16 protein-coding genes and 5 pseudogenes are annotated in these 24,607 nt (G+C 67.3%); 10 read left to right on the top strand and 11 right to left on the bottom strand.

The annotated features are described in order from the left end of the window. Nucleotides 1–358: 358 nt before the first annotated feature. A complete protein-coding gene (locus P2Q00_RS45930; protein ID WP_275780804.1) occupies nt 359–1,492 on the bottom strand; it encodes an FAD-dependent oxidoreductase in 1,134 nt (377 codons plus the stop codon). A 111-nt stretch (nt 1,493–1,603) separates the two neighbouring features. Between P2Q00_RS45930 and P2Q00_RS45925 the strand changes: the two genes are divergently transcribed. Together P2Q00_RS45925 and P2Q00_RS45915 are read left to right on the top strand one after the other, a co-directional pair. Next, nucleotides 1,604–2,332: a TetR/AcrR family transcriptional regulator gene (locus tag P2Q00_RS45925; protein ID WP_275780803.1), complete on the top strand. Its 729-nt coding sequence runs from the start codon at nt 1,604–1,606 to the stop codon at nt 2,330–2,332. Between the two features lie 296 nt (nt 2,333–2,628). After that, nucleotides 2,629–2,961, top strand: a pseudogene (locus P2Q00_RS45915) (transposase); the annotation flags it as partial. Here P2Q00_RS45915 and P2Q00_RS45910 read toward each other — a convergent pair. Then, nucleotides 2,923–4,039 (bottom strand): annotated as a pseudogene (locus P2Q00_RS45910) (IS3 family transposase); the annotation flags it as partial. The pseudogenes P2Q00_RS45915 and P2Q00_RS45910 overlap by 39 nt on opposite strands. Nucleotides 4,040–4,243: 204 nt before the next feature. Between P2Q00_RS45910 and P2Q00_RS45905 the strand changes: the two are divergent. After that, on the top strand, nt 4,244–4,609 hold the full coding sequence (locus P2Q00_RS45905; protein WP_275780801.1) for a VOC family protein: 366 nt from the start codon (nt 4,244–4,246) through the stop codon (nt 4,607–4,609). A gap of 40 nt (nt 4,610–4,649) precedes the next feature. Next, nucleotides 4,650–4,964: pseudogene (locus tag P2Q00_RS45900) on the top strand (hypothetical protein); the annotation flags it as partial. Here P2Q00_RS45900 and P2Q00_RS45895 read toward each other — a convergent pair. From P2Q00_RS45895 to P2Q00_RS45885, 3 genes are all read right to left on the bottom strand, one after another. Then, nucleotides 4,930–5,235: a VOC family protein gene (locus P2Q00_RS45895; protein ID WP_275780800.1), complete on the bottom strand. Its 306-nt coding sequence runs from the start codon at nt 5,233–5,235 to the stop codon at nt 4,930–4,932. The pseudogene P2Q00_RS45900 and the gene P2Q00_RS45895 overlap by 35 nt on opposite strands. Nucleotides 5,236–5,645: 410 nt before the next feature. Then, nucleotides 5,646–6,425, bottom strand: coding sequence for an ISAs1 family transposase (locus P2Q00_RS45890; protein WP_275780798.1), 780 nt, complete (start codon nt 6,423–6,425; stop codon nt 5,646–5,648). Further along, a complete protein-coding gene (locus P2Q00_RS45885; protein ID WP_275780797.1) occupies nt 6,413–6,691 on the bottom strand; it encodes a transposase family protein in 279 nt (92 codons plus the stop codon). The genes P2Q00_RS45890 and P2Q00_RS45885 overlap by 13 nt, the downstream gene beginning before the upstream one ends. A gap of 299 nt (nt 6,692–6,990) precedes the next feature. Here P2Q00_RS45885 and P2Q00_RS45880 point away from each other — a divergent pair, with 299 nt between their 5' ends. After that, nucleotides 6,991–7,242, top strand: coding sequence for a hypothetical protein (locus P2Q00_RS45880; RefSeq protein WP_275780795.1), 252 nt, complete (start codon nt 6,991–6,993; stop codon nt 7,240–7,242). Between the two features lie 193 nt (nt 7,243–7,435). On the opposite strand, the gene P2Q00_RS45875 is transcribed toward P2Q00_RS45880, so the two are convergent. Next, entirely contained in the window at nt 7,436–7,936 is a 501-nt protein-coding gene (locus tag P2Q00_RS45875) for a hypothetical protein (protein WP_275780794.1), read from the bottom strand. A gap of 65 nt (nt 7,937–8,001) precedes the next feature. Continuing rightward, on the bottom strand, nt 8,002–8,493 hold the full coding sequence (locus P2Q00_RS45870) for a hypothetical protein (protein ID WP_275780793.1): 492 nt from the start codon (nt 8,491–8,493) through the stop codon (nt 8,002–8,004). A 1,660-nt stretch (nt 8,494–10,153) separates the two neighbouring features. Between P2Q00_RS45870 and P2Q00_RS51220 the strand changes: the two are divergent. Continuing rightward, nucleotides 10,154–10,392: pseudogene (locus P2Q00_RS51220) on the top strand (IS1380 family transposase); the annotation flags it as partial. Nucleotides 10,393–11,081: 689 nt separating this feature from the next. Further along, on the top strand, nt 11,082–14,372 hold the full coding sequence (locus P2Q00_RS45865; RefSeq protein ID WP_275780792.1) for a lectin: 3,291 nt from the start codon (nt 11,082–11,084) through the stop codon (nt 14,370–14,372). A 42-nt stretch (nt 14,373–14,414) separates the two neighbouring features. Here the strand turns inward: P2Q00_RS45865 and P2Q00_RS45860 are convergent, their stop codons facing one another. Beyond that, on the bottom strand, nt 14,415–15,659 hold the full coding sequence (locus P2Q00_RS45860; protein WP_275780889.1) for an RNA-guided endonuclease InsQ/TnpB family protein: 1,245 nt from the start codon (nt 15,657–15,659) through the stop codon (nt 14,415–14,417). 90 nt (nt 15,660–15,749) lie between these two features. On the opposite strand from P2Q00_RS45860, the pseudogene P2Q00_RS45855 reads away from it, so the two are divergent. The 3 genes and pseudogenes from P2Q00_RS45855 (at nt 15,750) to P2Q00_RS51280 (ending at nt 21,201) form a co-directional block, all read left to right on the top strand. After that, nucleotides 15,750–16,117 (top strand): annotated as a pseudogene (locus tag P2Q00_RS45855) (transposase). Nucleotides 16,118–16,944: 827 nt separating this feature from the next. After that, nucleotides 16,945–21,018: a beta-galactosidase gene (locus P2Q00_RS45850; RefSeq protein WP_425579503.1), complete on the top strand. Its 4,074-nt coding sequence runs from the start codon at nt 16,945–16,947 to the stop codon at nt 21,016–21,018. Between the two features lie 18 nt (nt 21,019–21,036). Then, nucleotides 21,037–21,201: a putative antirestriction adenine methyltransferase gene (locus tag P2Q00_RS51280; protein WP_500692241.1), complete on the top strand. Its 165-nt coding sequence runs from the start codon at nt 21,037–21,039 to the stop codon at nt 21,199–21,201. A gap of 15 nt (nt 21,202–21,216) precedes the next feature. On the opposite strand, the gene P2Q00_RS45845 is transcribed toward P2Q00_RS51280, so the two are convergent. The 3 genes from P2Q00_RS45845 to P2Q00_RS45835 all read right to left on the bottom strand — a co-directional run bounded on the left by P2Q00_RS45845 (nt 21,217) and on the right by P2Q00_RS45835 (nt 24,341). Then, a complete protein-coding gene (locus P2Q00_RS45845) occupies nt 21,217–21,669 on the bottom strand; it encodes a hypothetical protein (protein ID WP_275780789.1) in 453 nt (150 codons plus the stop codon). Nucleotides 21,670–21,944: 275 nt separating this feature from the next. After that, nucleotides 21,945–22,970 carry an ArsR/SmtB family transcription factor gene (locus P2Q00_RS45840; protein ID WP_275780787.1) on the bottom strand — a complete coding sequence of 342 codons (1,026 nt, stop codon included), beginning with the start codon at nt 22,968–22,970 and terminating at the stop codon, nt 21,945–21,947. A gap of 510 nt (nt 22,971–23,480) precedes the next feature. After that, nucleotides 23,481–24,341, bottom strand: coding sequence for a DUF1963 domain-containing protein (locus P2Q00_RS45835; RefSeq protein WP_275780786.1), 861 nt, complete (start codon nt 24,339–24,341; stop codon nt 23,481–23,483). Nucleotides 24,342–24,607 lie beyond the last annotated feature (266 nt).

The raw sequence follows: 24,607 nt of genomic DNA, 5'->3' as shown, positions 1-24,607 counted from the left end.
AATGCCGCACGGCCGGCCGCTGCGCGGAACCGCATCAGATCACCAGCCCCCGGCGGCAGGCGTACACGACCAACCCGAACAGGGTTGCGAAGCCCGAGTCTGCCGAGAATGCAGGACACGAACGTCTTGACGGTCTCCTGGCTGCCTCCACCCCCATGCTGCTGGCCCGCTCCCGCCACGCCCCCGTCCGCTCATGGAGCGGTACGCACGCCCTAAAGTCGGCGCGGTCGCTCGGCATGTCGCCGAACGCGGCGGCGATCTGCTTCAACGTCAGCAGCGGCTTGTCCGTGCGGATGCTGGCCGTGGGGGCGGCCAGACCGACGCCTGCGGCTCACGATCGCGGATCTGTGGGCCCTGCTCATTCGGTCGGCTCCTGGTCGGTGAGCAGGTTGAGCAAGCCGGCGGGGGCGTTGTCACCGAAGATGAGCTGGTGGTTCTTGTCCGACTCGGCGGCGAACCGGGCACTGCGGGGGAAAAGGGCCTGCTCGTACTCCGCAAGGGCGGCTTCGATGTCGTCGGGGTGTGCGGCGATGGCTTTGCCGAGTTCGGCGCCGTCGAACATGGCGAGGTTGGCGCCCTCCCCGGCGAACGGTGACATGAGGTGGGCGGCGTCGCCCAGCAGCGTCACTCCGGGAACGCGGTCCCAGCGGTGGCCGATCGGCAGGGCGCTGATCGGGCGCGGGGCGAGGACGGTTTCCCCGTCAGTGATGAGTGCGGTGAGTTCAGGCGCCCATCCGGTGAATTCGGCCGCGAGCCGGGCCGCCGCCGTTTCGGGACTGGCGAGGGTGGCGGCGATCCAGTCCTGCGGCTTGTTGAGCGCGACGTAGGTGTGAAGAACGGCGTGGGCCTCTCGATGGCCAAGGATCCCCTTGCCGGCCGTGACGGCAAACAGGGAACCGTCGCCGCTGGCCTTGGCCGCTGCAGGGTGGCGTTGGTCGGCGTCGTACAGGTAGGTCTCGATGAACGACGTGCCGACGTACTCGGGCTTCGCGTCGGAGAGCAGCGGCCGGACCCTCGACCAGGCGCCGTCCGCGCCCACGAGGAGGCTGGTCGTCACGGTCGGCCCGTCGGCGAACGTCAGCTCGTGCCTTCCGTCTCCGAGGGGGCGGACACCGGTGACCTTGTGTCCCCACTGGATCATCTCGCTGGGCAGCGAGTTGATCAGGATCCGACGCAGGTCTCCGCGGAGCACCTCGGGGCGCCCGCCCGTGCCGTCGTCGGGCTGGTCAAGCAGGACCGCGCCGTGCTGGTCGAGCACGCGCACCGCCTCGCCGCCTTCGTGGATGGCCGCGCGGAACTCGTCGGTGAGGCCGGCCGCTTCGAGGGCGAGCTGCCCGTTGTACTCGTGGATGTCGAGCTGGCCGCCCTGCGTGCGGGTGTCCGCCGATGTCTCGGCTTCGTAGATGGTCGCGGGGATGCCGTGCAGGTGCAGGACCCTGGCGAGGGTCAGGCCGCCGAGCCCGGCGCCGATGATGGTGACGTGAGTCTTCATGGTGGTTTCCCATTCGGCTGGACATGCTCTACTCGGGTACAGTGTTCGCAGTAATGGCGCCACGATAGCACTACTGCGAACAGTGAGCGCAGTAGCGAGGAGGGAAACCCGATGAACGACGCTCACACGGTGGTCTGGAACCGGCCAGAGCGGGCCGCGAAAGGCCCCGCACCCTCACGCACCCGGGCAGAGATCACCGCCGCCGCCATCGCGATCGCCGACGCCGAGGGCATCGACGCACTGTCCATGCGGCGCGTCGCGAAGGAACTGGGAACGGGCACAGCCTCGCTCTACCGCTACCTGGCATCCAAAGACGACCTGCTCGATCTCATGGTCGACGCCGTAGCGGCCGAAGACGGCGGCCCGCCTGCCGCCACCGGCGACTGGCGCGGCGACTTGCGGACACTGGCCTATCGCTCCCGGGCGACCATCCACCGGCATCCCTGGATGACCTCCCTTGCGGCAGGGCGCCCATCACTTGGACCGAACTCCCTCGATGCCACCGAACGCGCACTCGCCGCCCTCGATCCCCTTGGCTTCGACATCGACGTCATGATCACCGTCGTCGATACGCTGCAAGCCTTCGTCCGCGGCTACGCCATCGGCGAACTCGCCCAACAGGAAGCCGTCCGACGCTCCGGAGTCGGCAATCAGGAATGGATGGACGCCCACGCGCCCTACCTCGACAAAGTCGTCAAAGCCGGGCGCCATCCACTCCTCGCCCGCGTCATTCGTGATGCCGAACTTCCCCACGCGGCCGACAGCGCCGAGCGCGGTTTCGAACTGGGACTCGAACGACTTCTCGACGGATGGGAGGCCAACCTCCCGGTCCGACCCTGACGATTCGACAGCGCCAACTGGGGGGCATCGGGGAACTCCGCACCCGGGCGCCGGCCTCCGCGCGCTGAACCCCCGACACAGCGCGAGTCCCAGAAACGAGCGTCGATCACCTCTCGGTGGTCACGCCACCGGCCACCCCGCTTCGGTGTCCGGTCCGGGGGTAACGGCTTGATCCGCGCCCACTGCGCGTCAGTCAGCGGCACACCCGAACCAACGATCCGATGATCAGAACGAAACTGCCTAGTAGTGCTTCGTTAGGTGTATGCGTTTGCGCTGATCACGAGCATGTTGGGTGTGTGGACACGCATGAAATGAACCGATTACGGGCCGCGTTGGGGCTGCTCGTGGCTGATGTGTTCGCCTCGGTGCCGCGCAAGGATCAGCGGGCCAAGGGCGAGTGCTATCTGCGGGGGCTGATGCTGGACGGCCGGCGCAAGTCGATCCAGCCGATGGCCCAGCGGCTGCCGGACGGGAACATGCAGGCACTGCAGCAGTTCGTCAACCAGTCGCCGTGGCAATGGACGCCGGTGCGGCGGCGGATCGCCGAGCGACTGGTTCAGGTGGTCGGGCCCGAGGTGTGGGTCATCGACGACGGGGGTCAGCCGGCCGAGCGAGGCTTGTCTGCGGCGCCGGTGGTAGGTCCTCTCGATCCAGGCCACGATCGCGATCCGCAGTTCCTCGCGGGTGGCCCACGCCCGACGGTCGAGGACATTCTTCTGCAGCAGGCTGAAGAAGGACTCCATGGCCGCGTTGTCGCCTGCCGCTCCGACCCGCCCTATCGAGCCGACGATCCGGTGCCGATCGAGCGCCCGAACGAACTTCCGTGACCGGAACTGCGATCCTCGGTCGCTGTGCAGAATGCACCCGTCGACGTGTCCACGCCAGGCAACAGCGTTGTCCAGGGCTGTGACGGCCAGGCGGCACTTCATCCGCGTGTCGATCGAATAGCCGACGATCCTCTTGCTGAAGACGTCCTTGATCGCGCAGAGATACAACTTGCCTTCGCCGGTGGCGTGTTCGGTGATATCGGTAAGCCACAGCCGGTTCGGCCCGGTCGCGGTGAAGTCACGGCGGACGAGGTCATCGTGCACCGGCGGGCTGGCCTTCTTGATGCTGCCGCGCTTCTTGCCGAACACGCTCCACCGGTTGTTGTCCCGGCAGATCCGCCACGCGGTCCGGTCGGCCATGCCGGATCCCGCGCTGCGGGCTTCGTCGGCCAGGAATCGGTAGCCGAACTCCGGATCTTCGCGGTGAGCGTCGAACAACGCGTTCGCGCGTGTGGCCTGCTCGAACTCGGCATCGGTCACCGGCCGTTCGAGCCAGCGGTAGGAGGGCTGGCGGGCAAGCTTGAGGACCCTGCACGTTACCGTGACGGGAATTCCTCCCGTGGCCAGCTCTTTCACGAGCGGGTAGATCCTTTTCCGGCAGATGCGCCTGCGACAGATAGGCTGCGGCCCGGCGCAGGACCTCGTTCTCCTGCTCCTGCAGCTTGATCCGCCGACGCGCTTCCCGTAGTTCCGCGTTGTCCTGGCTGGTCGTTCCGGGCTTTGTCCCGTCGTCGATGTCCGCGCGACGCATCCATTTCCACAGCGTCATCGAGTGCACTCCGAAGTCGGCGGCCACCTGCTCGACCGTCACGCCCGGGCCGCGGTTCCTCGCGACCCATACGACATCCTGGCGGAACTCTTGCAGATAAGGCTTGGGCAAAGCGACATCCTTCCCACCCGCCCCACAGAGCAAGCCAGTTCAGATGTCACCCGATCGTGCAGCAGACCCATTTGAGGAGCAGCATCAGGGTGAAGAAGCGGTCTGGGGTCGCACACCAATTTTTTGAGGAATTGCGACACGATGCGGCGCATATCACGGTCGGTCTGGTGGATGCGTACCTACGACCTGTGAGAAGGAACAACCATGACCGCATCCGTCGTGTCCATCGTCTACGTGAACGACGCTCCCGCCGCAGCTCGTTTCTACGGCGACATCCTCGGCATGAGCCCCTCGTCCGAGACTTCGGGATACATCACCTTCGACCTCGGGCCAGGCGCTGACCTCGCTGTGTGGTCTGGCCAGTTCGAGGATCTGTCACCGGACGTCCCGCGCACCAGTGAGGTCTGCCTGGCCATCGACGGTGGACCCGACGAGCTCAACGCGACCTTTGAGCAGTGGAATTCCAAGGGGGTCACGATCCTGCGCGAGCCTCATGATGCTGGGTTCGGGCTGACCTTCCTCGCAGCCGATCCTGACGGGAACCGTATCCGCGTCGCACCGCTGGACTGAAAGGCCGCAATGCGGCAGGCGCGCACGACAGGTATCGCGCCTGCCGTCGTCTGACTTCGAGAGGACGACGAGTGCCCCACGCGAATGCGCCCTGAGCGTCGAGGGCCGTAGGCGGCTCGTGAAGCGGTGCCAGACACGTCCCACGCACCGGAGTCCGAACGCGACTCCAGCATGGGTCATCGAGCAGTTCGAGTCCTGGCGCCGCGAGCACAAGTGGTCCGCGCAACGGATCACCGACGAACTTGTGAGTATCGGTTTTGTGATCAACCGGCGAACTGTCAGCCGACACCTGACCCGGCTCGGCCTCGGCAAACGCCGCTTCATCGACCCAGGCGGTGAGAACAACCGGCAGCCGGGGCTTCGTGATCGGGGTCGAGCACCACCATAAACCTGTTGCCTTCCGGATCAGTCATGAGGGCGTGCATGCAATCGTGAGGTTCCACGAGAGAGGCGCCCTTGGCGATCAGCGTCTGAACCTGTTCGGCGATCGTTCCGACAAGGACGGTGACGACCGGTAGCACAGCCGGAGATTCCGCTTCGCCGACGCTGTACCCACCCCAACCCGGGATGCCGCCCCAGAACCTGATCATTCTCTCTGGGTCTACTGCTTCAAAATGAACATGCATGCTGCTGTCTCACTTTCGTCTGTGCGACCGAAGCCGAAAACGGCCTACCGAATCAATCCGGCAGGCCGTCACGGGTGAACGGACTTCAGCAGTCGATCACGGTGTTGCCCGTGTCTGAGATTCCGGGTTCGCTGAAGCGTCCGTGGTACTCGCCCTGAAGGGTCACCTGAGTGTTGTACGTCTCCTTCTCTCCATCATGCACGCACGTGAGCGGCGGAGTGGTGCAGCGCCCGCTGCAGTTCGCTCACCCGCTGTCCTTGTGCTTCACCGCGCGCCAGTACCCGCCGTACTCGTATTGCTGAAGATCGACCTGGACCCGGCATTTGTCGGGTGCCGGAGTTGAGCAGCCCGTGTAATGGCCCTGGGCGTACAGCCAGGGTCATTGCATGATCGGGATCTGTCCGGGTTCGTCACATGAGGCCGAGGGCTCGTAGGGGCCGGTGGTAGTCGCGGCCGGTGTGGCGGAGGGCGGCGGCTATGTTGGTCTGGCCGTCCTGGCGGAAGACGCTGACGGCGAGGTTGCGCAGTGAGGCCATGGTGCGGGGCAGGGTGCCGGTGCGGACTTTGGAGTCGTCCTCGCGGAACGTGCGGTCCCGGACGTGGTGCAGGAGGTTCTCGATGCCCCAGTGGCCTCTGATCGAGGTGGCGAGTTCGGTGCAGGTGGCGTCGAAGACGCTCAGGCTGGTGATCAGGTAGAGGCGCTCGATGGTCAGCTTCCCGGTGCTCAAGTCGCGTCGCCACCGTACGACTTGGATCGCCTGGCGGGCGCCTGGGTAGTCGAGGTGGCTGAACGCGGCGACCTTGAGCCGGCGGATCTCGTCGCGGTGATGGGCGTGGTCGCGAGTGCGGTGCCCGAGCGGGATGTCCTGCCAGGGCAGCTTCCTGACCTGGGCATACAGGCCCGGATGGTTCTTCTTCACGACGGCCACGTAGTGCGCGCCGCGGCCGGCCAGATAGGCCCCGTGGTTGTGCTGGGTGTGCAGGGCGTCGGCGGTCACCACCGTGTTCTCCAGCTCAAGACCGTCCAGCAGGGGTGTGAAGGAAGGGATCTCGTTGCTCTTGGAAGCGACCTGCCGCTGGGCCAGGACCACGCCGTGGTGATCCATCGCTGCCAGCAGATGGATGGCCGCGGCCGTTGAGGTCCGCGATCCGCGGACCACCTTGCCGTCGACGGCGATCACCCGTCGCACCGGCCCTTTCTCCGCCGCCGGATCGGCCGGGGACGGCGTTCTGGCCTGCAGATACGCGCTGATCCTGCGTCCAGCGCGTCACCGTCCACACGCTGCAGCAGAGGGCGGACGGTTGCGGCGTGCGGCACCGGCCGCAGACCGGTGAGCGGGTCGGCCGCGAAGCCGAGGACGCCCAGTACCTGCTGCGGGGCATCCGTGATCCACTCGCTGATCGCGATGAGTGAGCGTGCCCCGGTCAGCACCGCCGAGACGGCTGCGCACAGCAAGGCGAGGGCCGGATACCGCAGTCCTCGCGCATCGCGGGGATCGGCGACCGTGATCAGGAAACGCTGCAGGTCAGCGACGTCGCTTGAGGCGAGGGGATCCGTCGGGGAGCCCAGTTGCTCCAGTGCGGAAGGGATGGGCGATGATGTTCGGGCAGGTACGGTCTCGCTCGGTTCTCATGGGTCTCGACAACCACATGATCACCAGCACCGTGCCTGTTCTGCTCTCCGGGCAGCCCCACAACGGACATGACGCCACGTCACTCACGAGACCGGCGAACCGGACCAATCCCAATCACGCAATGCCCTGCCTGCCCACCCCTGTCCGGCCGACAGCTCCCGTCCCGCTCACGATCCTGCGCCACGCCGAGCAGAACAGCGGCGGATACGAGCGCCACCTCATCGGCTACGCCGCGGCCAACCTCGACGCGGCCACCTGGGTCGGCCAGGAGTCAGAAGAGGGCCGGCTCCGCCTGGCCGCCGCACTCGACTACCTCACCCGGGCCGTCGCCCTCTCTCCCCCACACAACGACCGGATGATGCCAGATCCGTGACCACAGCGGACAAGCGATGGCCCCAACAGTCCCGCCAACCCACCAGCACGGCGCAGCCGATGAGCCACCCCATGCATACGGTCAGGAGGCGACGAACTCCTTGAGTATCTCCGTCAACCGAGAGAAGGCAGGCATGCGTGGACCGGACTTACCGCCGAAGGCAACGCGAAGTGGACAGAGTCAATTGTTGTAATCAGTGAGGCAGGCCAGCCTCGGCCGCCTGACGGAGGACGTCTCCGCACGTAGGTGAAGTTATCGGCAAGCGTTGGGCAAGGACGGTCAGTGCATGGCGCACTTCGCTGCTCAGTCGGAATAGCTGGAGGCTGGTCTGATCGCCCTTGTAGGCGTACAGACGGAAGACTTTGACAGCCATTTCGTCGCGGTCGTCGGCGAAGGTGTCTGGGAGTCCGGCGAGCAGTTCGAAGTCCTGCTTGCCGGTCGCCGCGTCTGCCACGGTGCTGAGGGCCAGGGTGTCGAATTCTGCTGCGGATGCGGAAGCGTCCACCGCGACAGCATGGGCGGCCAGGGCGGCGAAGACCTCGATCAGCCGTTCTCCCACCGTCGTATCGATGCCCCAGGCCCGAAGATGCTCGTGGCGACGAGTCTGACGCCATGGTTCCTGGTCCACTAGCGGCAGCAGGACGCGGCCGAGGTACGCGCACCGACGCCACATCGTGTCGTGGTCCGAAGCCATGATCGATCTCCTTGAGGAGAATGGAGGGCCTGTGGTCCGAGCGCCCCAGGCCCTCCAACTTCCCACTACTCGCAGGCCAAGTACAGGACGTCGCTGTACGCCGTGCCCGAGGCCGTGTGGCCACTCGAGCTCACGACGGTCCCGAGCGTGCTGGTGCGGAGGGCATGGGTTGCGTCACCGGAGTGGTGGATGCAGTCCGCCGCCGCGGTCGCTGACCGCAGCGGCGGCGCGCACTTGTGCTGGCTCTTGGTCGCGGTTGTCATCCACCGGTTCGAGAAATCGTTGTAGACCTCGAGGTCCACTTCGCTGGTGCAGGCCGCGGGCCCGCCCGAGCACGTCGCGATGCCGCCGGTACCCGTCATCCGGTCACCGCTGTGGATGGGCTTCGACGCGTAGAAATCGCACTCCACTACTGTCTCAGGGGACACGTCCTGAGCGGTCACCGTGATCTCTGGTGGTCCCGGATTCGGCGACGGGTCCGCCAGCGCCGTCTGAGAGCTGGTGGCTACCAACGCTATGGCGACGGCGAATGCACCCGCCATGGTTCTTAATCGCATGAAACGGACTCCTTGTCACTGAGTGGGCCGGAGGGCCCTGAGTGACACCAGACCGTAAATGTGGAATACGGGGTACAGGAGAGAGATTCCAGTCAGCCCCTTCCCTCACCGGCTTTCGACCTTTCTTGATGGTGGTCGAACCGGTGGGGAGGCAGGCTCAGTTCGACCATGCCGCTGCAGCGGCATCGCCGGTCCCGTTGTCACGGGACGGTGGGGATGGAGTGACCGCCGATCCGTCGGCAGATGACGTGCGGGACGCCGGGACGTATCTCCGGGCCGTACTGCCAGGTGGCCCGCCCGCCTCCCGGCAACGTCAACTCGTAGACGCCGCAGGGCGCGCAGCGGACGCGCTTGATGCGCAGCGGGCCCGGAAGCCGTCGTCGGTGTGGAGGTCGGCCACGGCAGTACCCCGGCGGCTGGCCGAACCCGTGCCGGTCCGCGTGCATCCGAGGGCGCCGGGGATGATCCGAACGTCGCGGTGCGCACCGCGCGTAGCGGTGAAGCGCATCGTGCGCACCGAGGCGCAGCACGATGATCGTCATCGCGCGCGCTGGCGATGACGTTCACTCCCCGGCCGCCGTGCCGGTGCGCATCACGGTGAACCCCGGCGATGCGCACCGCATCGCGATGCGCTGAAGCTGTTCCCCCAGCGTATCGAGGACCACCGCAACGAACAGCGCCGCCGCCAGCAGCAGCTGGACCAGCCCGCCGACCAGGCGGCCCCCTCCAGCCAGCCGTCGGCGGCCTGACCGCGGGCTCGGCCCCGCCGCCGGCCTTCCGCTCCCCGCCGGCCACACAGTGCCGCACTGGCTCGACAACGAACACGCCACCCGCACACGGTGGCGCGCGCTCGTCACCGCCCGCCGCGCCTTCCTGCGTGCCGTGCGGTAGATCGCGAGCCGCCGTGTTGCTGTCAACGTGGTTCTTGCCGGGCTGCCCGACGCCGGCGGGGACGTACCTGTGCTGCGCTCCACATGATCACCAGCACCCTGCCTGTTCTGCTCTCCGGGCAGCCCCACAACGGACATGACGCCACGTCACTCACGAGACCGGCGAACCGGACCAATCCCAATCACGCAATGACCCTGGGCGTACAGCGAGCCTTATGGGTGACCTGGAACGGTTTCTCACCCTGGAACGTGCACCACACGGCTTCGGTTGGGCTCTTCGCGACGGCCCTTCCCGTGCTGCCGCTCGGAGCTGCCGCAGCCGACGCCGTGGCAGCCGGCACCAGCAGGGCCCCCGCCGCGAAAAGCGGGACGACAAAACGTGCACGACACCCAGCCTAGTGACCAGGCCAGTTGAGACGATCTCTAAGGACACGCCCCGTTTCTGCGGCCTCAACCGCCCGGCGTCGTCTGTCCGATGCGTCGCGGTCCGCCACGACCACCATCTTGGTGGACCCGTCGCCCCTGCCCGGCGTCAGAGCGAGGTCCGGGCGCCTGCGGGGCAGGATTCCCCACGCCCTGGGACGGTGTACGACACTTCGCCGGAGTGCACGACCCACAGCGCGGTGCTCGACGTTCCGGGCCTGGGGGTCGGCCGTCAGACAGGGGGATGGGGTGCCGTCGCTGAGTGGCAGACCGTCAATTCGTATGACCACTGCTGGGATTCGGGCGACACACACACCGCCAGGCGGATACCCCCGCAGGCCGGGTGTGATTCCGGTGGCGGCATCCATGAGTCCACAGCCTGGCTGACGAAGCGTGGCCGGTGGCTGTCCTGCTCGGGCGGCATGACCATCACCGACGCCATCCATCGAGCCGTCCTCAAGGTTCCCGCCGCCGCCTCGCCGGAGGCGTATTCAGGGACTGGCCGAAGGGCATGCGGTTGATCGTCGGCAGGGAACGACTGCATCCCGGCGCCCAGTTGTGCTTCACCGACCCTGATGGGATGCGATCGCCGCATTGGAGCTACGGCGCAGTGCCCTGGCCCGACGCGTTTGCGAAGGAGTGAGCATCCCGGTGCGAGCGAGGGTGGGGGCGGCGGGCGCCTGTGAATGACGCACCGTCGTGGTGGGTCGGGGTGCGTCTCGGGCGGGGCGCACGTGCGGTGGTGCGGCAGCCGTCCGTGCCTGGGGACGGTAACTCCCACAAGCTTTCTGACGGTTCAGCGCGGGTTCGTGGCTGGTGTTGCGTGGGTGGTGGGGACTGCCCGCGACCTTGGGCTCCACGAGGCCGTTTGCGGGGGCTGGTCCGTCTGGGTGCCGGGTCGTTCGTCGTTCCGGCGGCGCGCGGGCCCGGGGTGGTGGCGCTGCACCTGCCCATCTGTGAACTTTGCGTTCAGAAAGTCTCGTTGGCCTCGTTGACATGCTGCAAGCGCACGCGTTTCACTCGACACTCGTGGATGGCAACGTTGTCAGGCCGCCGGAGGGCGTCCGGAACCGTTGCCTGCCGCCGACGCTCCAGGGTCTTCGGCGCGCCGGCACCTGTTGTGCGAGGCACGAACTGCTGCGGAGGCAACCGATGGTGAGACCCCGACGTTCAGCTGCGCCACGTGACCGCAAGAGATTCCGCCAACGCCTGGCCGTGGCCTGTGTTTTGGGCATGGCCGTCCTCTCGCTCCCGACAACGGCCAGCGCCTATGCCGTGAGCACCGCGACGCCGGGCGTCGTGACGGACCCTGCGTCCCTCGTCAACCCCCTCATCGGCACGTCCGGTGCCGTGGACACCTTCCCCGGCCCCGACATGCCGGCCGGCATGGTGCAGTGGGGTCCCGACACGACGCCCCACCGCCCCGACGGCGGCGGCTACGAGTACAACGACAACAAGATCTCCGGCTTCAGCCTCACCCACGTATCGGGACCCGGCTGCCCCGTCGCGGGTGACCTGCCCATCCTGCCGGTGACCGGCGCGCTGTCGGGCAAACTCGGCGACGCATCTGTCGGCTTCAGCCACCACGACGAGCAGGCGGGCATCGGGTCCTACAAGGTCACGGACGCGAACGGCGTCAAGACCGAGCTGACCGACACCACCCGCGCCGGTCTGGGCCGCTTCACCTTCCCCGCCGGCCAGCAGGCGAACCTGCTGTTCAAGCTCAGCGGCGGTGCCACGCAGGTCGACGGAACGCGCGTCCAGGTGGTGAACGACCACGAGATCAGCGGCGCGATCGACAGCGGTCACTTCTGCGGCGCGAGCAACAGGTACACGCTGCACTTCGACGTCAAGTTCGACCAGCCGTTCACCGCGAGCGGCACCTGGGTCGGCGGCACCATCAATCCGAATGCGACATCGCTGAAGGCGGGCAAGGTCCAGCAGACCCCGCAGCCGTCCAAGTCGGCGCCCCTGAAGGAGAAGCACTTCACCGTCCCGGCGAGACCCGCCCCAACGATCCACGGAAGCGGCGACAAGGCCTCCGGAGCCACCTCCCCGGCACCGAGCGCCAGCGCCGCACCCCGGTCACCCGCCGCGGCCAAGGCCGCCCAGCCTCCCACGACCGGCGCGAACGGCATGTACCTGACCTTCGACACGTCCTCGAACCCCACGGTGAGCGCGAAGGTCGGCATCTCGTACACGAACGACACAGGCGCGGCGGACAACCTCACCAACGAGATCAGGACCTGGAACATCGCCGCCGTCGAGCAAGCCAACCACGACGCCTGGAACGCGGTCCTGAACAGACTTCAGATCGGCGGCGGCACCTCGGACCAGCAGGTGCAGTTCTACACCGCGCTCTACCACGCGCTGCTGCACCCGAACGTCCTCTCGGACGACAACGGCCAGTACATGGGCATGGACAACCAGATCCACAAGCTGACCAAGGGGCAGAAGGCCCAGTACGCCAACTACTCAGGCTGGGACACCTACCGCTCCCAGACCCAGCTGATGGCCATGGTCGAACCCAGGGTCGCCGGCGACGTCGTCACCTCGATGCTCAACGGCTACGACCAGACCGGCCTGCTGCCCAAGTGGGCCTCGAACAACGGCGAGAGCTATGTGATGGTCGGTGACCCGGCCGCCGGCATCATCGCCGACGCGTACGCCTTCGGCGCGACGAACTTCGACACGGACAAGGCCCTTGCCGCCCTCCAGCACGAGGCCACCGTCCCGAACAACGACCGCCCCGGCGAGTCCGTGCGGGACGCGAAGGGCTATCTCCCGCTGGACGAGAACGACTACGGCTGCTGCAACTTCTACGGCCCGGTCTCCACGCAACTGGAGTACGACTCGGCCGACTACGCCGTCGCAGCCCTCGCGAAGTCGCTCGGCAAGACGGACGTCTACAAGAAGTTCGCCACCCGCGCCCAGGACTGGATGAACGTCTTCAACCCGCAGACCGGCTATCTGCAGGCCAAGAACAAGGACGGCCAGTTCGCGAGCGGCTTCACCCCCGGCACCTCCAACGGCTTCGTGGAGGGCACCTCCGCCCAGTACACGCCGATGGTCCCGTTCAATCTGCAGCAGCTCATCCAGGCCCGCGGCGGCGCCAAGGCGTACTCGTCCTACCTGGACAGCCTGCTGGACAACATCACCGACCCCGGCAACACCGACGCCGACCTGAGCAACGAGCCCAGCGTTGAAATCCCCTGGGAGTACGACTACACAGGCCAGCCGTGGAAGACCCAGGCGGCCGTCCGCAACGCCCAGCAGAAGCTGTACTTCAACGCTCCGGTCGGCTCGTTCGGCAACGACGACCTCGGCGCGATGAGCTCCTGGTACGTCTTCTCCGAACTCGGCATGTACCCGGAGACCCCGGGCACGGACACCCTGGCACTCGGCAGCCCGGCCTTCCCATCGGCCCAAGTGACCCTCCCAGGCGGCAGGACGGTGCGAATCAACGCGCCGCAGGCCGCGCCCGACGCGCCCTACGTGCAGTCGCTGCAGGTCAAGGGCAAGGAGTGGAACACCTCCTGGCTGACCTACCAGCAGTTCAAGGGCGCGGGCACGATCGACTTCACGCTCGGCACCCAGCCCAACACCTCCTGGGCGTCCGACCCGTCGGCGGCGCCGCCGTCGGACACCACGGGCGGCGGCCGGGTGCTGGCCGCCACCGGTCCTTCCAGCGACGGCCTGGTACTCCAGCCGGGCACATCCGATGACGGCACCCTCGACCTGACCAACCTCGGCAGCGAGGCCGTCACCGTCGACTGGAAGGCGACGGCGCCCTCCGGCATCACACTGGACACGACGTCCGGCTCACTGACGGTGCCCGCTTCAGACCGTGCAGAGGCCAAGGTCCACGTGACGGCAGGCACGGACGAGGGGACGTTCCCCGTCACCTTCACCCTCACCGACCACAGCACCGGCGCGGCACTGACCGGGGCAACCCTCCGCGTGGCCGTCGCCAAGGCCGGTGCACTGTGGCCGTACAACACCAACGAGGGCATCTACCCCGACGGAACCGACTTCTCGGGCGGATTCGACAACGACGGCTGGGCGTTCTCGCAGAACGCACTGTCGGCGGCCGGCGTCACTAGCGGATCCACCGTCACCGCCGACGGCATCTCCTACACCTGGCCGACGGTGACGTCCGGGCAACTGGACAACCTGGAGATGGCCGGACAGACCATCCGCATGCCGGCCGGCACATCGGGCGCATCGCTGGGCCTGCTGGGCGCGGCGACCAACGCCCCGACCGACGGCAGCGGCGTCTCCGGCACGGTCACCGTCACCTACACCGACGGCACCTCCACGAAGGCGACGATCGGCTTCTCGGACTGGACGCTCAACGGCGGGTCCAGCCAGCCACTCCCCGGCGACACGACGGCCGTCACGACCGCCTACCGCAACACCGGGAGCGGAGGCCGGAACAACGTCAAAACCTATGCCTTCGCCACGAAGATCCCGCTGGATCCGTCCAAGCAGGTGGCATCGATCACGCTGCCGGTGACGGGCTCGTCGGGCGCCGACCACCTGTTCGCGTACGGATTCGGACATTGAAGCGCTCTCCCGCCTTCGCAAGCTCAGGAAGGAGATTCCGCCCTACCTTGCGGTGGGTGGCTTGACGTGACGTGCGCGCCTGACGACTGCTCTTCCAGCAGCCGGGATCGCCACGGTGTGGCCGGTCCGGTACAGGTGCAAGATGTTCCGGGCTGCGTTCCAGTCGGCGTTCGCCGCGAAGCCGCAGCCCGGGTTCTTGCATACGAACGTGGTCTGATCCTCCCGGCTGCCGGGCGTGATGAAGCCGCAGTCGGAGCAGCGCAGGGAGGTGTTCGGGGCCGGGACCTTGTGCAGGGTGCCGCCGTACCGAGCGGTCTTGTACGTCAGCATCGTGACCGTCCGGCCCCACGCCTCTTGGGCGATGGCGCGGTTGAGTCCGGCCTTCTGCGCGACGTTCCTTCCCGGTTCCTCGACGGTGCCCCGAGCGGACTTGACCATGTTCGTGATGTCGAGCTGTTCGACCACGACGGTGCCATAGGTGCGGGCGATGGTGGTGGTCGTCTGGTGCTGCCAGTCGGTGGCTCGGCGCGTGGCTCTTGCACGGAGCTGTTTGATCTGGTCGTAGATGTGCTTGAGCCGGTTGGAGCCGCGCTCCCTCGGCTTGCGGAAGCTCTTGCGGTGCGCGGCCCGGCGCTCCAGCCGGAGCAGCTTGGCCTTCTCGTCCAGGTTCAGCCACTTGTCCCGGTCGGAGGTGTTGTCCGGGAGCCGGGGCGGACGCCCGTGATCCTGATGGTTGCCGTCGGAGAGCGCTAGGGGCAGGTTCACTCCAGCATCGATACCGACTTCCGGCCCCGGGTGGGACTTCGGCCTGGGCTCCAGGGTCTGGATGCGGAAGGCGATGTGCCAGCCGAGTGCGTCCTTGACGAGCCGGGCCCCGGTGATCCGGTTGTCGGTGTTGGCGCGCCTGCCGACCGGGAGGTCTTTGGTCCAGCGGAAGCGGACCCGGCCGACCTTCGGAATGTTGACCATGCCCCAGCGTCGGTGGACTCGCTTGATGTGCAGGTCCCGTCCCTGCGGGATGTCCAGGGACATCGGCGACCGGATGCGGGCCTTGAAGCGGGGTTCCTCGGCGCGGCCGTCCCAGCAGTTCTTCCAAGACTGGACATACGTCTTGAGGACGGCCTGAGCGGCCTGCGCGGGAAGGATCGAGTACCAGTCGATCTCCTTGCGGGCCTGGCGGAGCGCCTGGTCCATGCGGGCGAGAGACTGTTGGCATCTGGGTGTCATCGTCCACAGGTCGTGGAGCTGGTTCCACATGGCACGGGCCGCGTGGGCCTGCGCATCCATGAGCGCATCTTGCGCAGGCGTCGCGTACAGGCGGGCGCGATGCCCGAACTGCCGCTTCTCCCATGCGAGTTGATCGCCCACGAGGTCACTATGCCACTGGTTCAGGTCACCGCGGTGGAATCCAACCCCGATGTACGCACCGGCCGTCACGTCGTCTACAACCGGCATGTGTACTTGGTGTTCGTCACGAAGTACCGGCGCAGCGCCTTCACCGACGCCATGCACGCCAGGTGTGAGGAGATCATGTGCGAGGTATACAACAAGGTCCAGCTCTCGAAACTGGTCAACTTCCTCAAAGGCGTATCCGCCCGGCTGCTACGCAAGGAGTGCGACGCGCATGTCCGCCGGTACCTGTGGGGCGGACACTTCTGGTCTGGTATTACTCCGGATCATGCGGCGGAGCGCCCCTGACCGTGGTCAAGCAGTACATCGAGCACCAGCAGCGCCCCGTCAGTTGAGGTCAACAGTGCGGACGCGTGCCCCCGGCGCGGGTCAGAGCAGGTTGAGATGCGCTTCGCGCCCGCTCTGAAGGGCGGAGAACTGCGAAAGATCAAAGATAGCGGGCGCTGCGGCACTGACGATACCGGGCCGGTTTTCGGGCTCTGGCGGGAAATGGCCCGGCCGGCTGCGAGCCTTGCCGCCCCGCTGTCTGGGACCCGACGACAGGCGGCACGCCGAGGCGGTCGCTTCGACTCACACGAGCAGCGCTTCGCATACCAGGTTCGGTGCCGTCTTCTACGGCGCCGAACCTTCTTCAGTCCCGACCACGGGTCGCGTCCCGCGACGTGGTGTAGGGATGCGGAGTTCGCGACTCCGCATCCCTACACCACGTCGCGGGACGCGACCCATATGCCGCGGACGCGGCGAAGGATGAGCGGCAGGCGGCCAGAAGAGTCGTGGTGCCTGCGAGCGGCGGTGCATGGTGGGCGTGGCTCGGCGAGCTGTGTCCGGATCACGTCGGGCGAAGCGGTCAGGTGGAGGAAGACGCCCCTCTCGTTTGATGACGGATTTGACGGCCGTTCGGGCTGGTCGGCGGGCCCGACCGTGCCGTACAACTTCCAGGCCGCCCGTGCCACAACAGCCGTGTTCTCCCGCCCCATTGTGTTGAGCCTTGTGCGGCTTTACTGTTCGGCTTTGCCTGAGTCTGTTTGACTCTGATTGCTCAGGCGGTATGGAGGCCGCAGTGCGGGGTAATCGGTTCGGTTCAGAGGTTGCGAGACCCGGTCGCCGTCGGTGGTGGAGGGCGGTGCTCTCGACGGCCGCGACCATCGCCATGGCCACGGGCATGACGACACCCGCTGCGGCGCGGGACGTCGGCGGGCAGGAACCCGCCGCCGCGCCTGCCGCCAGTCCGGGTGCGCACACGGTGAGTCTCGACGGCTACTCGTTCCTCGTCGACGGTAAGCGCACCTACCTGTGGTCCGGCGAGTTCCACTACTTCCGGCTCCCGAGTCCGGACCTGTGGCGAGACATCTTCCAGAAGATGAAGGCCGCAGGGTTCAACTCCACCTCGCTGTACTTCGACTGGGGATACCACTCGCCGAAGCCGGGTGTGTACGACTTCAGCGGGGTGCGTGACGTCGACAAGCTGCTCGACATGGCCCAGGAGGCCGGGCTCTACGTCATCGCGCGCCCGGCGCCGTACATCAACGCGGAGGTCGACAGCGGCGGTCTGCCCGGCTGGATGACCACCAAGGCCGGGCACAACCGCAGTGACGACCCGCGGTTCTTGAAGTACGCGGATGAGTGGCTGACGCAGATCGACCGGATAGTCGCCCGCCACCAACTGACCAATGGCACCGGGTCGGTCATCGCGTACCAGGTCGAGAACGAGTACTACAACGGCTCGGCCGCGGGCCGCTCGTACATGAAGCACCTGGAGGACAAGGCCCGTGCGGACGGCATCACGGTGCCGCTGACCGGCAACAACAACGGCACCTTCAACTCCGGTACCGGCGCTCTGGACGTCGACGGCCCGGACTCGTATCCCCAGGGCTTCAACTGCTCGAACCCCTCGAAGTGGAACGGTGTCCCCGACATCAGCTACGACCACCCGGCCGGCAAGCCGCTGTACTCACCGGAGTTCCAGGGCGGCGCCTTCGACCCCTGGGGCGGACCGGGCTACGACAAATGCGCCCAGCTGATCAACGATCAGTTCGCCAACGTGTTCTACAAACAGAACATAGCCGTCGGCGCGACCGCGCAGAGCTTCTACATGACCTATGGCGGCACCAACTGGGGCTGGTTGGGCATGCCGGAGAACTACACGTCGTACGACTACGGGGCCGCGATCCGCGAGAACCGTCAGCTCGACCCGAAGTACGACGAGGACAAGCTCATCGGGTACTTCACACAGTCCCTCGCCCCGCTGACCAAGACCGAGGCGATCAGAACCACGCCGCCGGACGACTCCGCGATCGTCGACACCGCCCGGATGAACCCCGACACCAAGACACAGTTCCACGTCCTGCGGCACGGCAACTCCACGTCCACGGCGGTCGACAAGACCCACATCTCGCTGGACTTCAACGCCCAGCCCTCCGCCGACACCACCTACACCTGGGACGACCCCGACTCCACGCTGCAGTACACCGGTTCGTGGTCGCACGTGGCCGACACGAGCTACACCGGCGGCGACTACAAACACACCGAGTCGTTCTCCAACAAGGCCGGCGACTCGCTCACCGTCCCCTTCGACGGCACCGCGATCCGCTGGATCGGCTCGAAGACCAACAACCACGGCTACGCCGACGTCTACGTCGACGGCACCAAGGAGGCCACGGTCGACGACTCCGGCAGCGAGAGCCAGGCGGTGGTCTTCCAGAAGACCGGCCTGACGCCCGGCGCGCACACGCTGAAGATCGTCGTCAACGGGAACCACAGCTCCGCATCCACGGACAACTACGTGGCCGTCGACGCCATCGACGTGCCGACCGGCAGCGCCGCCGCGGAGCCGACCTACCCCGTCGTCCCGCAGCAGCCGGACACCGCGATCACGCTCGACGGCCGCGACTCGCACGTGATCGTCGCCGACTACCGGCTCGGTGACGCGCAGTTGCAGTACTCGACCTCGGAGATCATGACGAGCGCGACCATCGGCAACCGGGACGTCGGCGTGCTCTACGGCGATCCGGGCAGCGACGGCGAGACCGTCCTTCGCTACACCTCCAAACCCACCGTGACCACCAGCGGCGGCACGGCCACGACCACCTGGGACGCGGCCACCGGCGACCTGCGGCTGAACTACACCCACAAGGGCCTGATCCGCATCAGCATCAACGGCGACGGAAAGCGCCCCCTGCTGCTGCTCGTCGGTGACAAGCCCACGGCAAAGACCTTCTGGCGTCAGGACACGGCGAGCGGCCCGGTACTCGTGCGCGGCACCCACCTGCTGCGGACGGCGACCAGCCTGAACGACGGCCACACCGTGGCGCTCACCGGCGACAACGCCGATGACAAGAACATCGAGGTGTTCACCTCCGCCGACCAAGTCACCTGGAACGGCAAGGCCTTGGACACCCGGGCCTCCGACACCGGAAGCCTCACCGGCAAGATCCCGGTGGCCGCCCCGGTAGACCTGCCGACGCTGACGAACTGGAAGCACGCCGAGGAGTCCCCCGAAGCGGCGCCCGGTTTCGACGACTCCACCTGGCAGGTGGCCGACAAGACCACCACCAACAGCGTCTCCGGCGTCAACTCCCCGCCGGTGCTCTACGCGGACGACTACGGCTTCCACACCGGCAACACCTGGTACCGCGGCCGCTTCCGTGCCACCGGCAAGGAGACCGGCATCCACCTGGTCTCCGACTCCGGCGGAGACGCCCAGGCGTTCTCCGCCTGGCTGAACGGCACCTTCCTGGGCAGCTCCACCACAGGCAGCGCCGACTTCACCTTCCCGGCCGGTGCGGTCAAGTCCAAGGGCGACAACATCATCTCCGTGCTCACCGTGAACATGGGGCACGAGGAGGACTACAACTCGACCAACGGCAACAAGACCGCGCGCGGCCTGACCAGCGCCTCCCTCGTCGGGGCGCCGCTGACCTCGGTCACCTGGCGGCTGCAGGGCGTACGGGGCGGCGAGGACCTCAAGGACACGGTGCGCGGCCCGCTCTCGACGGGCGGCCTCTACGGCGAGCGGGCCGGCTGGTCCCTGCCGGGCTACCCGGACGCCGCCTGGAGCCGGGTGTCCCTGCCCACGACCGACAACCGACCCGGGGTCTCCTGGTACCGCACAGACGCCGACCTGGACCTGCCCCGCGGCCAGGACACTTCGCTCGGCCTGACGTTCACCGACGACCCGTCACGCAAATACCGCGCCACGATCTTCGTGAACGGCTGGCAGGTCGGCAACTACGTCAACTATCTCGGCCCCCAGCACACCTTCCCGGTCCCCAACGGAATCCTGAACCCCAACGGCCGCAACAGCATCGCCATTGCCGTGTGGAACCTGGACGGCAGCACCGGCGGCCTCGGCAAGGTCTCGCTCACCGACTACGGCAGCTACGCCTCCTCCCTGCGCGTCGCGCAGAACGACAGCCCCCGCTACGACCCCCGGACATACGCGATGCCGAAGCGTCCGGGTGCAGATGTCACCCTGAAGGTCCCGGACACCGCTCAGCCGGAACAGGCCTTCACGGCCCAGGCGACGATCCGCGTGCCCAAGGACGGGCCGTCCGCGTCCCGGCTGACCGCCTCGCTCTCCGCGCCCGACGGCTGGAGCGTGAGCGCCACCGGCCCCACGTCGGTGGATCGCCTGCAACCCGGCCAATCGGCCACCTTCACCTGGAAGGTCCAGCCGCCGGCCGGGAAGCTGCCATCCGCCTCGGCACTCACCACCACGGTGCATTACGTGCAGGACGGACGGCAGGCTGTCGGCACAGACGAGCGCATCGTCGGCGGGATCCCGCCGGCACCGTCGGCCGGCAAGAGCGCGGTGAGTGACCTGCCGTTCCTGTCGTCCACCAACGGGTGGGGCCCGGTCGAGCGGGACAGCAGCGTCGGCGAGCAGGCGGCCGGGGACGGCCGTCCGATCAGTATCGCCGGCACCGCCTACACCAAGGGCCTGGGCACCAACTCGGTCAGCGACGTCGAGCTCTACCTCGCCGGAAACTGCTCACGGTTGACGGCGGACGTCGGCGTCGACGACGAGACGGGTGGTGCGGGAACGGTGACGTTCTCCGTGATCGCTGACGGCAAGACCCTGGTGACCACGCCGACGATCCGTGGCAAACAGGCCGCGGTGTCGATCGACGTCGACGTCACCGGCGCCCAGGTGGTCGACCTCAGGGTCGGCGACGCCGGCGATGGCAACGGCAACGACCACGGTGACTGGGCGGTGCCGACGCTGACCTGCGGCTAGGGATGCGCCTTCCAACGGATCCCGCCCAGAGCAGCAGCGTGGCCGGACAGACCGCCGCCTCATGCGAGGTGGCGGTCTTGCCGTACCTGCTCCGCTCCCCCCTTGTACGGCGGCGGGCACGAGAAGCTGTACGAACCGCTGAAGGCTCACTTCACGTGGACCTCCAGCTCAGCACCGTGGTAGGCCGGACGGGAGGGCTCAGCCGGCGTACACCCTGCCCTGCTTCACGACGTAGTGCGCCGGCTGGGAGCAGCCGATGGACGGGGTGATCGTCAGGCTGACGTCGACGGGTGCCAGCTCCGTGCTCGCGGTCGTGAACTGGCAGACGGCGTGGCTGCCGGTCAGCGGGTACCAGAACCATCCGTCGACGTCGCCCACTGTGACCCGGTCGGACTCCTTCCAGGTACCGCTGTCGTGCGTGTAGACCTTCAGCTGCACCGAAGCGGCGTACTGGTCCTGCGACGACCGCAGTGCGGTGAGCGTGATCTTGTAGTCGCTGCCGAGGATGGACGAGGCGATCTGCTGTGTCTGCGGTGCGGCGGTCTCGGCGTTGGAGGCGCTGGCTCCGGCGGTTCCGAGGACGGCCGCCAGCAGAAGGGTGACGCCCGCGGTTGTGGCGCGACGGGTGCGGTGTTTGCGGACCAGGTTCATGTTTCCCCGTTGGGTCGAGTGGTGCGGTCTGTGCGGTCGCCGCAGTGCTTCGTGGTCATGAATGAGGCCTCTGTGAAGACGACACCGGGGCGTCGGACAGCGGCACGGGTCGTGTCATGCCACGCCCCGCCGTTGATGGTCGTCCGTGCGCCGGGTGGGGGAGAAGCATTTCGAATGTGCTCGAATTGCGGGCAGTTTGTGGACGGTTGCATCGATGGAGGGCGCGACCGTGCGCGACGGCTCTGCGGGAGCCGCCGCCCCGGTCGCGATTCCCGCTACGGAGTGCGGCCGACGGTCTGCCCCGTCAGCTGCAAGTCGCCTTCATCTCCATCCAGGAGCCGGTAGCCCATGAGCGTCACCGAGTGCCTCACGTACTGGCCATCACGCCGACTTGCCAGCAGCCCCCCGTCCCGGAGGACGCCGAGCTGGTAACTGGCGCTGGGCAGGGCGATGCCGACAGCCGTTGCCACTTCGGAGGTGGTGCGGGGACCGCCGCGGGCCACCTCGGCGAGGACCAAGGCCCTGGTGCGGCCCAGGAGACGGTCGAGTCCGTTGTCGTTGAGGGTGATCGAGTCGAGCGGCCGCGCGGTGACCGGGTAGACCAGGACCGGGCCGAGGGCCGGATCGGCAAGGGCGGTGGGCCTGCGCCAGCAGAAGTAGGACGGGATGAGAAGCAGCCCGCGTCCCTCCAGATGGAGGTCGCGGTGGGTGGGATAGTCGACTTCCAGGACGGGTGCTCTCCACCGGGCGAGCGGACGCAGGCTCTCCAGTAGGGCCAGGACGCCGCCGTCGAGGAGGACGCGCGAACGCACGTCGACCTCGTCACGAATGGCTCTTCGGGCGTGGGCCCAGCGCGGTTCGAGCAACGTCCTGGCGGAGATGTCCAGGGCCTTCACCAGAGGTCGCATGCCGCGGTCTCCTGGTCGGCCGAGCGTCGTGGTCCATGCGGGGAGGGGGCGTGCGGTGGCGAGCCTGCCCAACTCGTGCCGCAGTCGGCCGGGAGGAGTGGCCTGTATCTCCTCCAGGGCTGCGGGCAGCTCTCCTTCCAGGACGGACGGCGTGAGGAAGTCGGGGATGTATCCGAAGGGCGGGACGAGTGTCTGCAGCGTGTGCAGGGCACGGCCGGCCATCGGGTCCGTGGCGAGCCGTTCACGGACGTCGCGACGCCATGCTCCGAACTCGAGGGGGCCCTGGCGCGTGACCAACCGGCAGGCGGCGCAGACGAGTTCCCACAGCGGATCGGGCCGACGTGAGATTCGGATGTTCTGTAAGTCGTGGGTGGTGAAGTGGATACGGAGCATGCGGCCTCATTCGCGGACAGTGGGAGGTTGGCCGAGGGCGAAGAGTGGTGACCGTCGTCCTGGGTGACGACTGACAAGTACCGGTGGCTGGTTGCGCAATGAGTCCGACATTCGGGGAGATCGGCTGGATGCCGCCGTATTCGGCCGCTTGAGGCTTCGGGCGGAGAAGCGGGCCTGCCTGCGGTCAGCCGTGTTCGGTCACCACCCCTGGCAGGACGAGCCGTTGCACAGCTGAGCGCGCCGGTGATACTCGGATGTCCTGCAGGCACAGTCCCGTATGGCCGATCACGTACTGAGTGGCGGTACTGGTGACGCGCCTGAGTTTGCGCACGTTGTGCAGCCCCATTTCCCTATGGGCCGGCGATCTGCCTTGAACCGCACGCCGTGCTGCTTCCGGCGCCATCGTTCCGGCGTCAGGTCCGGGAGCAACGGTTCGAATCGCGCCCACTGCTGACCTGTTGACGGCACACCCGGACCGGCGCCCGGGTGAACGAAACTCCCGGGAACGGGTCAGGGATTCCAGTAGACGCTGGTGAACGCGCGGTCGAAGCGCCGCGCGGTCAGGTCCTCGCGCTGGATCACCCAGTGGACGGTGGCGCTCTCCCAGCCTTGCAGGTCCATGCCGGCCACCCAGTCGGCCAGGAATACCCAGTTCGAGACGTCAGCCGAAACCGGTCCGTCCCCCCAGCCTGCTTCCACGGCTTTCACCGCGCTGTGTACGGCGTGGGTGACCGGGTCGTTGTCGATGGCCTCCTCATCGGCGTATCCCCCGATCTGCAGCGGTCCCTCGGGGGCGATGTCCGCACGGGTGCTCTCCCAGACCGCGACGAGTTCCTCGGAGCGGGGATGCCCGGGGTGCGGCCCGCCCCACGGCATGCCGGGCTGTATGCCCGACTTGTGGTGGGGCAGCGACACACTGGCCGTCGCCCGCAGCGGACCTTGTGGGAACTCCTTGAACATCGCCTCGTAATCGTCCCAGTCGGAGGAGTTCCAGGCGTGCTTGTCCCGTTCGGCGACGGCTGTGCCGACAGGGACGTACACCACGCTGCCCATGGTTTCGTCGTCGCCCTCGGTCTCGGGGAAGGCGAAGAGCAGCAGCCGGCCGTCGGGAGGAAGGGGCAGGTCCGTCGCGTCGGCGGGCAGGGCCGCAAGGTCGATGGAGGCGACGAAGGGATGGGCGGGGTCCGGGGTATCGGCCGGAAGCAGGAGCGGACCGCCGAATCGGCCCACGACCGGCCCGTCCCCGCCCCGCGTCAGCGTGGCACAGGGGCGGGCGGAGGCCAGCCATCGCTGTGCGTCCTCGGCCGGTATGCCCCGCTCAATTGCCTTGTCAAGAAAGAGACTTAACCGGTCCCACATCTCAGGAGTCATGCGCACACCGTAAGGGGAGGCACTGACACAGCCACTTCGAAGCCGCGGCGGGCAGCGACACATCCCTCGGCAGCACACCGCCCCTTCTTTCTCGGAGGCCGGCTTTCTCCTGTTCGAGTTCGCACTCGCCCGGCCTTCGCGCCTCTGGTACTCAAGTCCCCCTTCAGCAACCGAGGTTGACTCCAGCTCGCCCAGAGAGGGATCATCCACTTCCCAGACGCCGATGGACGAAGCCCGCGTAGGCCGCGGAGCCACGCGTGTGCCGG

The organism is Streptomyces coacervatus, assembly GCF_029223485.1.
Taxonomy (GTDB): Bacteria; Actinomycetota; Actinomycetes; order Streptomycetales; family Streptomycetaceae; genus Streptomyces; species Streptomyces coacervatus.
This window is presented reverse-complemented; position numbering and strand designations above follow the sequence as displayed.

Coding starts and splice junctions, on each gene's coding strand:
- P2Q00_RS45870 (WP_275780793.1), bottom strand. CDS start 8,493: ATGCGATTAAGAACCATGGCGGGTGCATTCGCCGTCGCCATAGCGTTG.
- P2Q00_RS45905 (WP_275780801.1), top strand. CDS start 4,244: ATGACCGCATCCGTCGTGTCCATCGTCTACGTGAACGACGCTCCCGCC.
- P2Q00_RS45835 (WP_275780786.1), bottom strand. CDS start 24,341: ATGACTCCTGAGATGTGGGACCGGTTAAGTCTCTTTCTTGACAAGGCA.
- P2Q00_RS45930 (WP_275780804.1), bottom strand. CDS start 1,492: ATGAAGACTCACGTCACCATCATCGGCGCCGGGCTCGGCGGCCTGACC.
- P2Q00_RS45925 (WP_275780803.1), top strand. CDS start 1,604: ATGAACGACGCTCACACGGTGGTCTGGAACCGGCCAGAGCGGGCCGCG.
- P2Q00_RS45840 (WP_275780787.1), bottom strand. CDS start 22,970: ATGCTCCGTATCCACTTCACCACCCACGACTTACAGAACATCCGAATC.
- P2Q00_RS45875 (WP_275780794.1), bottom strand. CDS start 7,936: ATGGCTTCGGACCACGACACGATGTGGCGTCGGTGCGCGTACCTCGGC.
- P2Q00_RS45860 (WP_275780889.1), bottom strand. CDS start 15,659: ATGGATGCGCAGGCCCACGCGGCCCGTGCCATGTGGAACCAGCTCCAC.
- P2Q00_RS45895 (WP_275780800.1), bottom strand. CDS start 5,235: ATGCATGTTCATTTTGAAGCAGTAGACCCAGAGAGAATGATCAGGTTC.
- P2Q00_RS45880 (WP_275780795.1), top strand. CDS start 6,991: ATGCCCTGCCTGCCCACCCCTGTCCGGCCGACAGCTCCCGTCCCGCTC.
- P2Q00_RS45845 (WP_275780789.1), bottom strand. CDS start 21,669: ATGAACCTGGTCCGCAAACACCGCACCCGTCGCGCCACAACCGCGGGC.
- P2Q00_RS45850 (WP_425579503.1), top strand. CDS start 16,945: ATGACGACACCCGCTGCGGCGCGGGACGTCGGCGGGCAGGAACCCGCC.